This window comes from Pelomonas aquatica (genome assembly GCF_026712205.1).
Classification (GTDB): Bacteria; Pseudomonadota; Gammaproteobacteria; order Burkholderiales; family Burkholderiaceae_C; genus Pelomonas; species Pelomonas aquatica.
Window position 1 is genome coordinate 127,325 of sequence record NZ_JAPPUW010000004.1, and the last position, 12,520, is coordinate 139,844.

Genomic DNA, 12,520 nt, shown 5'->3' on the forward strand with positions numbered 1-12,520 from the left:
GATCTCGAGGATGGGATTCAGGACGCGGCGGCGGCCGCGGGAGCGCGGCGCAGGCGCGCGAAATGCACGGAGGCGAGTGCCGCGGCGGCCAGCAGCAGCGCGCCGCCGAGGTAGTAGGGCATGCCGACGCGCCAGTCGGTCGGCGGCAGGTCAGCGAAGGGCTGCAGCAGGCGCGGGCCGAGGATGGGCGCGATGACCATCATCAGGCTGGACAGGCCGGTGACGGCGCCCATGGTCTGGCCCTGGGACTTGGGATCGGCGGCATTGGCGATGACGGTCTGGCCGGCGGCGCCGGCCGCGAAGCCGACGACGTTGGCGAAGATGGCCGCATACATCTCCCAGCCCTGGGACGCCAGGCCCCAGGCGAGGTAGCACAGGCCCGAGGACAGCATGCCGGCCACCATCAGCCGCGGCGCGCCCAGCCATTTCGTGAACGGCCCGGCCAGCAGGCCCTGGCCCAGCACCGACATCACGCCGACCGCGAGCAGCGAATAGCCGATCTGCTCCGGGTTCCAGCCGAACTTGTGGCCGGTGTAGAGGGCCCAGGTCGTGTGCAGCATGAACTGCGCGAGGCTGCCCAGCGCGATGACGATGAGCAGCGCACCGATGCCCTTGAGCTCGAACAGATGCATCAGCGAGGCGACCGGGTTCACGCGCGCCCAGCTGAAGGCGCGGCGGCGGTCGCTGGGCAGCGACTCGGGCAGCACGAAGAAGCCGTAGAGGCCGTTGCAGACGGCCAGTGCACCGGCCGCGAAGAAGGGCGCGCGCAGCCCGTAGCGGCCGCCGAGGATGCCGCCGATCACCGGCCCGAGGATGAAGCCCAGGCCGAACATCGCGCCCAGCAGCCCGTAGCGCCTGCCGCGCTGCTCGGGCGGCGTGATGTCGGCGACGTAGGCGTTGGCGACGGCCGCGTTGGCGTTCATCGCGCCGCTGAACAAGCGCACCACCACCAGCATCCACAGCTGGGTCGCGATGGCCGTGATGAAGAAGGAGCAGGCCAGGCCGGTGAAGCCCATCAGCAGCACGGGCCGGCGGCCGAAGCGGTCCGACAGCGCGCCGAGCACCGGCGAGCTGAGGAAGTTCGCGATCGCGAAGGCCGTCGCCACCGTGCCGTAGGCGGCGATCTGCTCGCCCGGCGACTGCGCGAAGCCGCCCACCAGCTGCGGCAGCACCGGGATGATGAGGCCGACCGAGATCATGTCGATCAGCACCGTGGCCATGATGAAGCCCATGGCCGGGGAGCGGGAGGTGGGGCGGGAGTTCATGCGGGGTGACGAAAACAAAAACGGGGCGATCTGGTCGCCCCGTTCGAGCCGGTTCAGCTCATTCGCTCCGGTAGTTCGGCGCTTCCTTCGTGATCTGCACGTCGTGGACATGGCTCTCGCGCATGCCCGCCGTCGTGATCTCGACGAACTCGGCCTTGCTCTGCATGTCGGCGATGCTGCCGCAGCCGCAGTAGTGCATCGAGGCCTTCAGGCCGCCGGCCATCTGGAAGATGACCTGCACGACCGAGCCCTTGTAGGGCACCTGGCCCTCGATGCCCTCGGGCACCAGCTTGGACGTGTTGGGGTTGTTGCCCGTCTCAGCCTGGAAGTAGCGGTCGGCGCTGCCCTTGGCCATCGCGCCCATCGAGCCCATGCCGCGGTAGCTCTTGAAGGTGCGGCCCTGGTAGAGGATGGTTTCGCCCGGGGCTTCCTCGGTGCCGGCGAAGGCGCCGCCCATCATGACCGTGTCCGCGCCGGCCGCGATGGCCTTGGCCACGTCGCCCGAGTAGCGGATGCCGCCGTCGGCGATGACCGGCACGCCGGTGCCTCTGAGCGCCGTCACGACGCTGTCGATGGCGGTGATCTGCGGCACGCCCACGCCCGCGACGATGCGGGTCGTGCAGATGGAGCCGGGACCGATGCCGACCTTGACGCCGTCGGCGCCGGCCTCGACCAGCGCCAGCGCCGCGGCGCCGGTGGCGATGTTGCCGCCGATGACGTCGACGTTGGGATAGGCGCGCTTGACCCAGCGCACGCGCTCCAGCACGCCGGCGCTGTGGCCATGGGCCGTGTCGACGATGATGGCGTCGACGCCGGCGCGCACCAGCAGCTCGACGCGCTGCTCGGTGTCGTCGCCGAAGCCGACCGCCGCGCCGACGCGCAGGCCGCCGTGGGCATCGCGTGCCGCGTTGGGGAAGCTGGTCTGCTTGGTGATGTCCTTGACCGTCATCAGCCCGCGCAGCTCGAAGGCGTCATTGACGACGACGACGCGCTCCAGCTTGTGCGTGTGCATCAGCGCCTTGGCCTGCTCCAGCGAGGCACCTTCCTTGACGGTGACGAGCTTCTCGGCCGGCGTCATGATCTCGCGGACCTTGGCGTCCATGCGCGTCTCGAAGCGCAGGTCGCGGCCGGTGACGATGCCGACGACACGCTTGCCCTCGACGACCGGGAAGCCCGAGAAGCCGTGCATGCGGGTCAGCTCGACGACCTCGCGCACGCTGGCGTCGGGGGCAATGGTCAGCGGCTCGCGGACGACGCCGCTCTCGTAGCGCTTGACCCGCGCCACCTCGCGCGCCTGGGCCTCGGCGCTGAGGTTCTTGTGCACGATGCCGATGCCGCCTTCCTGGGCGATGGCAATCGCGAGGCGGGCCTCGGTCACCGTGTCCATCGCGGCGGACACCAGCGGCAGGTTCAGGGGGATGTTGCGCGACAGACGGGTCGCAAGGCTGGTGTCGCGGGGCAACACCTGGGAGAACGCCGGCACCAACAGAACATCGTCGAAGGTGAGCGCTTTGCCAAGAAGGCGCATGAGGAAAGCTCCAGACGCAAAGCGGCATTATACGGAGGGTGCCGGGCTACACTGCCCGGATGCGCCACAAACCCCTGTTCGTCGCCCTGATCGGCCTGACCCTGGCCGCCTCCGCCCAGGCTCAATGGAAGTGGCGCGACGCCAAGGGCAATGTGCAGTACAGCGACATGCCGCCGCCCGCCGGCGTCGCGGACAAGGACATCCTGCAGCGCCCGAACGCGCCGGCACGGCCGACCATCATCGTCGGCCCGGTCGGCCAGGCGGCCAGCGCGCCCGCGCCCAAGCCGGCGGCCAGCGCGCCGACCAAGGCCGAGCTGGAAGCCGCCGCGCGCCAGAAGCAGGAGCAGGACAGCCAGGCCGCCAAGCAGAAGGAAGAGGAACGCCGCGCCGCCGACCAGCGCCGCGAGAACTGCTCCCGCGCCCAGGCCAATCTGCGCGACCTGCAGAACGGCGCCCGCATCACGCGCACCAACGAGCAGGGCGAACGCGTCTACATGGACGATGCCCAGCGCCAGGCCGAGGTCGACCGCACGCGCGGCCTGATCACCAGCGAGTGCCGCTGATCAGCCGCTGCCGGCCTTGGGCCGGTGGCGCGACACGATGCGCTCGCCCCGCTTGGCATGGCGCTGCCGGCGCGCCTCCTTGGGGTCGACGGTCAGCGGCCGGTAGACCTCGATGCGGTCGCGCTCGCGCAGCTGCGTGTCCAGCGGCCGCAGGCGGCCCCAGATGCCGACGCGCAGTTCGCCCGGCGGCGGGCTGAAGCCCGCGCAGCCGCGCAGCGCGGACTCGATGGTGGCGCCCTCCTCCACGTCCAGCCAGCGCTGCTGCACATCGCCGGCCGCCGGGCTCCAGACCAGTTCAACGCGCACCGTAGAGGCTTTCCGCGCGCTGCACGAAGCTGTCGACGAAGGTGTTGGCGATGCGGTCGAACACGGGGCTGACGACGGCCTCCAGCGCGCCGCTGCTGAAGGCATAGCTCAGCTCGAAGCCGACCTTGCAGGCCGTCGCCTCGCCACCGGCGCCAGGCTTGTTCAGCGGCATGAACTGCCACAGGCCGTCGAGATGCGAGAACGGCCCGTCGACCAGCTCCATGCGCACGCTGCGGCCGTCCTCGTTGCGGTTGCGCGTCGTGAACGCGTGCCGCACGCCCGCATAGGCGAGGTGCAGGCGCGCCGTGACGCTGTCGGGCTCCTGGGCCAGCATCTCGACCTTGTTGCACCAGGGCAGGAACTCGGGATAGCGCTCCACCTGGGTGACCAGCTCGTACATCTCGCGCGGCGTGTACCAGAGCAGAACGGACTTTTTGACCTGCTTCATAGAATGACGGGATTGTAAGAAGGGCCTCAAGCCCCACATCCCTTTCCATGTCCATCGCCGAGAACCGCCGCGCCCGCTACGACTACCACATCGAGGAACAGTTCGAGGCCGGTGTCGTGCTGTCGGGCTGGGAGATCAAGGCCATCCGCGCGGGCCAGGTCCAGTTGACCGATGGCTACGTGATGATCAAGGACGGCGAGCTCTTCCTGATCGGCTGCCGCATCAACGCGCTGCGCAGCGCCTCCACCCACGTCAGCCCCGAGGCCGACCGCACGAAGAAGCTGCTGATGCACAAGGCGGAGATCAAGCGCCTGGTCGGCAAGGTCGAGCAGCGCGGCTTCACTCTCGTGCCGCTGAACCTGCACTACAAGGGCGGCCGCGTGAAGGCCGACATCGCGCTCGCCAAGGGCAAGGCCCAGCACGACAAGCGCGAGACCGAGAAGAAGCGGGACTGGGAGCGCCAGAAGGGTCAGCTGATGCGGCACAAGGTGTCAGCGAAGGGCTGACAGCGCCTGTGTGATATCGGCCTTGAGGTCGTTGCCGTCTTCAAGGCCAATCGCGAACCGCACCAGCGTGCCGCCGTTGAAAGGCAGCGGCAGGTTGCGGCTGCGGCTCATGTCGTAGGGCACGGCCAGGCTCATCGGCCCCGCCCACGAGTAGCCGATGCCGAAGAGCTGCAGCGCATCAACGAAGGCATCCACCTGCGCCGGGCTGAACTCGGGCTTGAACACGGCCGAGAACAGGCAGGCCGCAGCGGCGCCGCCGACCGCGAGCCAGTTTTCGTGCCCCGGCGAGCCGGGCAGCGCCGGGTGGAAGACCTGCGCGACCTCCGCACGGCCGGCCATCCAGCTCGCCAGCTCGCGCGTGACGCGGTCCTGGGCCGCGTAGCGCAAGGGCATCGTCGGCAGGCCGCGCAGCACCAGCTCCACGTCGTTCTGGCCCAGGCCATAGCCCAGGTGCTCGTGCGCATGGTTGAGCCGGTCGTGCAGCTTGCGGTCGCGCGTGCAGACCGAGCCCATCAACACGTCGGCGCCGCCGCTCGGGTATTTGGTCAGCGCCTGCATGACGATGTCGGCACCCAGGCCCGGGTGGGTCTTGGGCGCCGGCTCGAAGCCGTTGAAGGCCAGGCCCGCGCCCCAGGTGTTGTCCAGCGCCGTGACGACGCCACGCGCGCGGCAGGCCGCCAGCGTGCCCAGCAGGTCCGGGAACTCCAGCGTGATCGAGCCCGCGGCTTCCAGCCAGACGAGTTTCGTGTTGGCGCGCAGATCCGGCACCTTCAGCGGGTCGTAGAAACGGTGCGTGACGCCCCATTGCGGCAGCCAGGATTCGGTCAGGTAGCGGTTCTGGCCGTAGACGTTGTCGGGCACCAGCACCTCGTCGCCCGGGCGCAAGATGGCCAGCGAGGGCAGCGTCACCGCGGCCAGGCCGCTGGGCACGAGCAGGCAGTGCTCGGCATGCTCCAGCGTGGCCAGACGCGCGGCCAGCGTGTAGCTGGTGGGCGTGCCGTGCAGGCCGTAGCGGTAGCTCAGGCCGTCGCGCGGCCGCGGCTTGTGCAGGTCGGCCGTGTCCTTGAACAGCACGGTCGAGGCCTTGGCCACGGGCACCGGCACCGCGTCCCAGCCTTCCGGGGCGCGGTAGGGGTGGTGAATGAGCTGGGTGCTGGGCGCCTGCTTTGCCATCAGACCAGGCTCGCCACCAAGTCGTGGCCATCGGCCGCGACGATGCGGGCACGCACGAAGTCGCCGACCTTCATCGTCTTGCTGGCCTTCTCGGGCGGCAGCAGCTTCACGCTGCCGTCGATCTCGGGCGCATCGGCATAGGAGCGGCCGACGCCGCCCTTGCGGCCCAAGGCCGGCGCCGAGTCGACCAGCACCTGCAGTGTCTGGCCGACGCGCGCCTGCAGCTTGCCGGCCGAGACGGCCTCCGCCACGGTCATGAAGCGCGCACGGCGTTCCTCGCGGACCTCGTCGGGCAGCGCGCCGGGAATGTCGTTGGCGCTGGCGCCCTCGACGGGCGAATAGGCGAAGCAGCCGGCGCGGTCGATCCTGGCCTCCTGCATGAAGTCCAGCAGATGCTGGAACTCGGCCTCGGTCTCGCCAGGGAAGCCGGCGATGAAGGTCGAGCGGATGACCAGTTCCGGGCAGGCCTCGCGCCAGCGCAGGATTCGCTCCATGTTCTTCTCGCCGTTGGCCGGGCGCTTCATGCGCTTGAGCACGTCGGGGTGGGAATGCTGGAAGGGCACGTCCAGATAGGGCAGCACCAGCCCCTCGGCCATCAGCGGCAGCACCTCGTCCACATGCGGGTAGGGGTAGACGTAGTGCAGGCGCACCCAGGCGCCATAGGGCCTGGCGATCTCGCCGAGCTGGGCGACGAGGTCCAGCATGCGGGTCTTGACCGGCTTGCCGTCCCAGAAGCCGGTGCGGTACCTCACGTCCACGCCATAGGCCGAGGTGTCCTGGCTGATGACCAGCAGCTCCTTGACGCCGCTCTCGAACAGCGCGCGGGCCTCGTTCAGCACGTCGCCGATGGGGCGGGACACCAGGTCGCCGCGCATGCTCGGGATGATGCAGAAGGAGCAGCGATGGTTGCAGCCCTCGCTGATCTTCAGGTAGGCATAGTGCTTGGGCGTCAGCTTGATGCCATAGCTGGGCACCAGGTCGACGAAGGGGTCGTGGGGCTTGGGCACATGGGTGTGCACCGCGTCCATGACCTCCTGCGTCGCATGCGGGCCGGTCACGGCCAGCACGCTGGGGTGGATCTCGCGCACCAGGCTGCCCGCGTCGCTGCTGGCATGGCCGGCCTTGGCGCCAAGGCAGCCGGTCACGATGACCTTGCCGTTCTCGGCCAGGGCCTCGCCGATGGTGTCCAGGCTCTCCTTGACGGCGTCGTCGATGAAGCCGCAGGTGTTGACGATGACCAGGTCGGCGCCGGCGAAGGTCTTGGAGGTCTCGTAGCCCTCGGCGCGGAGCTGGGTCAGGATCAGCTCGCTGTCGGTCAGGGCCTTCGGGCACCCGAGCGATACGAAGCCGATCTTCGGCACGGAGGAGGTCGTCGTTTCGTTCATCGCCGTATTTTCGGCGATGAACGAGGTTCAGGGCTTTTTGCCGGTCGGCGGCACGCCGAAGGGGAACATCGCGCCGGCGTTCTTCAGCTGCTCCTGCCACTGGTTCATCAGCGTCTTGGACTGCTCGGCATAGCCGCCCATCAGGCCCGTCCAGGCCTCGGGCGTGAAGGGCATGCCCGGCGTCTGCTCCGTGAAGCGCTGTTGCATGTCGGTGAAGGCCTGCATCTGGCGCTCCAGCAGCCCGCCCATGACGCCCTGCATGGCGTGGCCGTAGAAGCGGATGATCTGGGCCAGCGAGTTGGTGGAGAACATCGGCACGCCGCCGGTTTCCTCTTCCAGGATGATCTGCAGCAGGATGGAGCGGGTCAAGTCCTCCTGGGTCTTGGCGTCGTGCACCTCGAAGTCGATGCCGTCCAGCACCATGCGCTTCACGTCGGCCAGCGTGATGTAGCTGCTGGTCTGGGTGTCGTAGAGGCGGCGGTTGGGGTATTTCTTGAGGATGCGCAGGCCGGGCCGGGCTTCGCCGGTTGGCTCGTTCGTCGTCGCCGCCTTCTTGCGGGCTGTCGCCATGCGGAAGTCTCCTGTGCAGTGCAGCAAATTCTAGGCAGTCGCCGGCGCCCTCTTCGGACGGGTTTACCTGGAGCCAGGCGCAGACCGGCCCGGCCGGGATTCCGTGATGTCCACCACGGCCAGGCGGGTCGGACGGAAGGTGTTAGGGAACTGTCACAAACGTTGCATTTGACCTTCCTAACCTGCAGCGCCCGTGATCCCCCGCACAGGAGCCCGCAGTGCCCCTCACCGAAGCCCCAGCCGCGACTGCCATGCTGCGGCCCCAGTCCCGCTTCGCCCAGCCGGTCGCCGGCGACCTGGCCGTGTCCTGCATCTCGGTCTCGCCCGAGCACACCAACGCCCACGTCTTCGAGATCTTCGGCCGCCACCGCGAGCTCAACAGCCTGCCGGTGCTGGAACAGGGCCGGCCCATCGGCCTCATCAACCGCACGCTGTTCCTGTCGCAGATCTCCAAGCCCTTCCACAAGGAGCTGTTCGACAAGAAGAGCTGCATCGCCTTCATGGACAAGGAGCCCCTGGTCGTCGATGCGCTGACGCCCATCGAGCAGCTCGCGCTGATGACGGTGGAGTCCGGCGAGAAGGCGCTGGCCGACGGCTTCATGGTCACCGCCGACGGCGTCTTCAAGGGCCTGGGCTATGGGCTGGAGCTGATGCGCGTCATCGCCGAGCAGCAGGCCGAGCGCAACCGCCACATCATGCAGAGCATCGACTACGCGAGCGTCATCCAGCGCTCCACGCTCAGCGTGTCGGCCGCTGCGCTGGAGCGGCGCCTGGCCGACGCCTGCCTCGTCTGGGAGCCGCGCGACACCGTGGGCGGCGACTTCTACCAGTTCCAGGACTATGAGGACGGCTGGTTCGCGGCCGTGGCCGACTGCACCGGCCACGGCGTGCCCGGCGCCTTCCTGACGCTGATCGCGCAGTCGGCGCTGCGGCAGGCGCTGGACCGCCATGGCCCGCGCGACCCGGCGCGGCTGATGGCCGAGGTCAGCGTCACCGTGAAGGCCTCGCTCGGCCAGCTCGACGGCGCCAACACCGCCTCCAACGACGGCCTGGACGCCGCCTTCCTGTGGTTCGACGCCGCCAGCGGCCGCCTCAGCTATGCCGGCGCGCGCACGCCGCTGCTGCTGCAGGAGCCCGGCCAGACCGGCGTGGAGGTCATCGACGCCGACCGCCTGGGCCTGGGCTATGCCGACACCCCCGCCGACGCGACCTGGACCTGCAAGCAGGTGGAGCTGCGCCCCGGCACCGTGCTGCTGGCCTGCACCGACGGCCTCATCGACCAGATCGGCGGCGCCAAGTCCATCGCCTTCGGCAAGCGCCGGCTGCGCGAGGCCATGGTGCGCCACCGCGACCTGCCCATGCGCGACCTGGGCGAGGCGCTGATGCGCGACCTGGCCGCCTACCAGGGCGCGCAGCTGCGCCGCGACGACCTGACCCTCTTCGGCTTCCGCCTGCATTGAACCCGTCTCTTGAAACGCCATGGAACCCCGCCACACCTACGACCAATACCGCGAGTTCTGCGAACTCGCGCGGCAGAAGCAAGTCATCTTCTACTACGTCGGCTACTTCTCGCAGAACATCATCACGGCCATGGCCGAGGCGGTGAAGCTGCGGCTGGAGCAGTCCGGCACCGCCGGCCCGACGCGCCGGCGGCTGTTCTCGTCCTTCGTCGAGATGGCGCAGAACATCATCCACTACTCGTCCGACGCGCTGTCGCCGCCGCAGCAGCTCGACAAGGAACTGCGCCACGGCTCGGTCTGCATCGGCGTGGACGCCGAGGGCCGGCACTTCCTGCTGTGCGCCAACCCCATCGCCATCGACCAGGCCGAGACGCTGCGCCAGCGCCTGGAGACCCTGCGCACGATGACACTGGACGAGATCAAGGCCAGCTACCGCGAGTCGCTGCGCAGCGACTCGCCGGAAGACAGCAAGGGCGCCGGCATGGGCTTCCTGACGATGGCGCGCGACGCCAGCGAGCCGCTGGAGTTCGAGTTCCAGAACACCGGGGACGCCGCCACCGCGATGTTCTTCCTGAAGACCACCATCTGAGAACAACCCGAAGAGCCCCTGTCATGAACCCCCTCCACATCCCCGCCACGGCCAGTTCGCCCGAAGTGGACTTCCGCTTCGACGCCCACGAACTGCTGCTGCGTGGCGAATCCTTCCCCGAGAACGCCGCCGCCTTCTACGGCCCCGTCATCGCCGCGCTGCGCGAGTTCCTGGCCCTGCCCGACGCCGACCGCACGCTGGTCGTCAAAGTCGCGCTGACCTACTTCAACAGCTCCAGCACCAAGATGCTGTTCACCCTCCTCGACCTGCTGGACAAGGCCGCGTCGGCCGGCCGGCGCGTGCGCCTGGACTGGCTGCACGACAGCGAGGACGACACCATCCGCGAGTTCGGCGAGGAGCTGACGGCGGACTTCACCCACCTCGAGATCAAGCTCCGTGCTGTCGACGCCTGATTCGCGCTCCGACGCGCCGCCGCAGGCGCCCGCCGCGCTGGCGCCCGACCTGTTCGAGCAGGAGGCCGCCGCGCTCGAGCGTGCGCTGCTCACGCGCGACGACGCGACGCTGCCGGCCGCCGACTACCGCGCCGCCCTGGCCGACCTGGTGGGCCACTTCGAGCGCCTGATGCGCGAGAGCCGTCGACTGATCCGCCGCAGCGACCGCGAGGAGCGCGAGCTCAACGTGCTGAACGGCGAGCTGCACCGCCTCGCGTCCCAGCTCGAATACAAGGCCCGCCACGACTCGCTCACCGGCGCGCTGAACCGCGGCGCCATCTTCGAGCGCGCCGGCCGGCTGCTCGAAGGCGGCGCGCTGGCCCTCGTCGTGCTGGACATCGATTTCTTCAAGAGCATCAACGACGCCTACGGCCACCCGGCCGGCGACGCCGTCATCTGCGAGGTCGTGGAGCGGCTGCGCGGCGCCGTTCCCGAGCGGGCCGAGATCGGCCGCGTCGGCGGCGAGGAGTTCTCCATCCTGCTGCCGGAGATGCCGCTGGCCGAGGCCCTGCTGCGCGCCGAGGCCGTGCGCCACGCCATCGCCGGCCAGCCCTTCGACTGCCTGCCCGGCCGCATCGTGACGGCCAGCTTCGGCGTCAGCGACACGGCCCGCCACGGTGCCTTCGGCGACGCCTATGCGCGCGCCGACGAGGCCCTTTTCGAAGCCAAGCGCGGCGGGCGCAACCAGGTGCGCGCCGCCCGGGCCGTGCCGTGATCCGCACGCCGATGCAGGCCTGCCCCGGCTGAGCGTCGCCCAGCGCCTGTGGGCCTTCTTCGGGCTGCTGCTGGCCGGCGCCGTGCAGGCAAGGCTGCCGGCCGATGGCGGCTGGGGCCCCGCGCGGCCTTTGCCGGCAGCGCGCTGCTGACCATGCTCGCGGTGCGCAGCGTGCTGGGGCCGCTGGAGCGTGCCAACGCGGGCACGCTGGCGATGGCCCACACCGACGCGCTGACCGGCCCGGCGTTGCGCAGCCGCTTCACGGCCGCCACGGAGAAACATCCGGCCACCCCGGCTGCGCCGGGACGTGGACCAGCTCAAGGCCGTCAACACCCACCAGTGGCGGGGCCGGGCGCTGGACCTGAGCGTCTCCATCGGCATGGCGCCGTTCCCGTCGCACGGCCGCAGCGCCGAGACGCTGCTCATCGGCGGCGTGGACCGCGCACCCCGCGCCGCGAGCTGCCCGGCTCCATCATCATGCTCGCCGGACGAGGCTCAGAAAAACCCGTGCAACTCGACGAAGCCCTGCCGGCGGTTGTCGAACGCGTTCGGCGGCACGCCGCCGAAGCGCCGGTAGCCCACGCGCAGCTGCGCGAAGGCGAAGGGCATGTACTCGTAGACCAGGCTGTAGCGCAGCTTGTTGTCGCCGGGCACGCGTCGGTCGGGGTCGAGGTATTCGCTGGTCAGCTTGAGGTTGTGCCCCTGGCGCACCAGCCAGTCGGCCTCCAGCAGCGTGGCCAGCTGGCGGCGCCGGCCCTCGGGGTAGCCGGCATCGCCGACGAAATCGACCTCGCCCAGCCAGACCACCGGCCCGGTCGTCATGCCGGCGAAGAAGCCATAGGCCTGGCGGTCGCCGGCCGTGGACCTGACCCGGGCCGCCGCCGCGCCGAGGCGGCCCCAGGGCTGCATCCAGATCGCCTGGGCCGTGGTCTGGTGGCCGCTCGCGCCGCCCCTGTTGCCGGGGCCGTCGCTGCGCACGAGCTGGATGGACCAGGCCCCGCTCTCATGCCCGAGCTCCAGGCCCTTGTCGGGCACGGTCATGCTGATGCCGCTGAGCTGGCGCACGAAGGCCAGGTTGTCCTGCAGGCGCCAGCCGAAGGGCAGGTAGAACTGGCCCGCCTTGGCATACCAGCCCAGGCCCGGCGTCGACAGACGCACATAGGCTTCCTGGCGTTCGGCCCTGCCCGGCGCGAGTTGCTGGTCGACGTAGGCGCCCAGCCAGCCCTTGACGAGCTGCACGTCGGCGTAGAGCCGCGTCTGCTCGGTGCCGCCGACGCGGCTGATCGGCTGGCCAGGGATGGCCGTGCGCGTCGTGGCCGTGCGGAAGTCGCCGCCCAGGCGCAGGCGCTCGTCCAGCAGCGCGCCGTTCCAGCCCTGCATGGCTTCAGGCAGGGCATTGGCCGCGATCGAGCCCTGCGCGAACGCGTTGCCCAGCGCGTTGCGAAGGCCGCCGCCGCTCGGGTTCACATGGCAGGCCACGCACTTCAGGCCCATGCGAACCGCGAGATAGGGCTCGGCGCGGGCCGGCGCCGGCAGCAGCGACAACAGCAAGGCAAGGCA

At 69.8% G+C, this 12,520-nt stretch carries 14 protein-coding genes; 6 read left to right on the plus strand and 8 right to left on the minus strand.

What is annotated here, in order from left to right:
* Positions 1–17 precede the first annotated feature (17 nt).
* Positions 18–1,265 carry an MFS transporter gene (locus NYP07_RS05615; RefSeq protein ID WP_268148301.1) on the minus strand — a complete coding sequence of 416 codons (1,248 nt, stop codon included), beginning with the start codon at positions 1,263–1,265 and terminating at the stop codon, positions 18–20.
* 58 nt (positions 1,266–1,323) lie between these two features.
* Complete coding sequence (guaB, locus tag NYP07_RS05620) at positions 1,324–2,793, minus strand: IMP dehydrogenase (RefSeq protein ID WP_268148303.1); 1,470 nt, start codon at positions 2,791–2,793, stop codon at positions 1,324–1,326.
* A gap of 59 nt (positions 2,794–2,852) precedes the next feature.
* Here guaB and NYP07_RS05625 point away from each other — a divergent pair, with 59 nt between their 5' ends.
* Entirely contained in the window at positions 2,853–3,356 is a 504-nt protein-coding gene (locus tag NYP07_RS05625) for a DUF4124 domain-containing protein (RefSeq protein ID WP_268148305.1), read from the plus strand.
* Here the strand turns inward: NYP07_RS05625 and NYP07_RS05630 are convergent, their stop codons facing one another.
* Both NYP07_RS05630 and NYP07_RS05635 read right to left on the minus strand, forming a co-directional pair.
* Positions 3,357–3,662 (minus strand): RnfH family protein, encoded by a 306-nt coding sequence (locus NYP07_RS05630; RefSeq protein ID WP_268148307.1) that lies wholly within the window; start codon positions 3,660–3,662, stop codon positions 3,357–3,359.
* On the minus strand, positions 3,652–4,110 hold the full coding sequence (locus tag NYP07_RS05635; protein ID WP_268148309.1) for a type II toxin-antitoxin system RatA family toxin: 459 nt from the start codon (positions 4,108–4,110) through the stop codon (positions 3,652–3,654). The genes NYP07_RS05630 and NYP07_RS05635 overlap by 11 nt, the downstream gene beginning before the upstream one ends.
* A 47-nt stretch (positions 4,111–4,157) precedes the next feature.
* On the opposite strand from NYP07_RS05635, the gene smpB reads away from it, so the two are divergent.
* Entirely contained in the window at positions 4,158–4,616 is a 459-nt protein-coding gene (smpB, locus tag NYP07_RS05640; protein ID WP_268148311.1) for an SsrA-binding protein SmpB, read from the plus strand.
* On the opposite strand, the gene NYP07_RS05645 is transcribed toward smpB, so the two are convergent.
* Genes NYP07_RS05645 through phaR form a run of 3 tightly spaced genes read right to left on the minus strand, consistent with a single transcriptional unit; the run spans position 4,602 to position 7,744 of the window.
* Positions 4,602–5,789, minus strand: a complete 1,188-nt coding sequence (locus tag NYP07_RS05645; protein ID WP_268148313.1) for a PLP-dependent transferase — start codon at positions 5,787–5,789, stop codon at positions 4,602–4,604. The genes smpB and NYP07_RS05645 overlap by 15 nt on opposite strands.
* Positions 5,789–7,174, minus strand: coding sequence for a 30S ribosomal protein S12 methylthiotransferase RimO (gene rimO, locus NYP07_RS05650; RefSeq protein ID WP_268148315.1), 1,386 nt, complete (start codon positions 7,172–7,174; stop codon positions 5,789–5,791). The genes NYP07_RS05645 and rimO overlap by 1 nt, the downstream gene beginning before the upstream one ends.
* A gap of 27 nt (positions 7,175–7,201) precedes the next feature.
* Complete coding sequence (phaR, locus tag NYP07_RS05655) at positions 7,202–7,744, minus strand: polyhydroxyalkanoate synthesis repressor PhaR (RefSeq protein ID WP_268148317.1); 543 nt, start codon at positions 7,742–7,744, stop codon at positions 7,202–7,204.
* A 251-nt stretch (positions 7,745–7,995) separates the two neighbouring features.
* Between phaR and NYP07_RS05660 the strand changes: the two genes are divergently transcribed.
* The 4 genes from NYP07_RS05660 to NYP07_RS05675 are packed head-to-tail and all read left to right on the plus strand — an operon-like array spanning position 7,996 to position 10,960.
* Entirely contained in the window at positions 7,996–9,204 is a 1,209-nt protein-coding gene (locus NYP07_RS05660; protein ID WP_268148319.1) for a SpoIIE family protein phosphatase, read from the plus strand.
* Positions 9,205–9,223: 19 nt separating this feature from the next.
* Positions 9,224–9,793, plus strand: coding sequence for a SiaB family protein kinase (locus tag NYP07_RS05665; protein WP_268148321.1), 570 nt, complete (start codon positions 9,224–9,226; stop codon positions 9,791–9,793).
* 23 nt (positions 9,794–9,816) lie between these two features.
* The gene (locus NYP07_RS05670; protein WP_268148323.1) at positions 9,817–10,206 is read left to right on the plus strand and encodes a DUF1987 domain-containing protein; all 390 of its coding nucleotides are present in this window, start codon (positions 9,817–9,819) and stop codon (positions 10,204–10,206) included.
* Positions 10,190–10,960 carry a GGDEF domain-containing protein gene (locus NYP07_RS05675; protein ID WP_338091299.1) on the plus strand — a complete coding sequence of 257 codons (771 nt, stop codon included), beginning with the start codon at positions 10,190–10,192 and terminating at the stop codon, positions 10,958–10,960. The genes NYP07_RS05670 and NYP07_RS05675 overlap by 17 nt, the downstream gene beginning before the upstream one ends.
* A 495-nt stretch (positions 10,961–11,455) precedes the next feature.
* Here the strand turns inward: NYP07_RS05675 and NYP07_RS05680 are convergent, their stop codons facing one another.
* Complete coding sequence (locus tag NYP07_RS05680; protein WP_268148325.1) at positions 11,456–12,511, minus strand: hypothetical protein; 1,056 nt, start codon at positions 12,509–12,511, stop codon at positions 11,456–11,458.
* Positions 12,512–12,520: the final 9 nt, after the last annotated feature.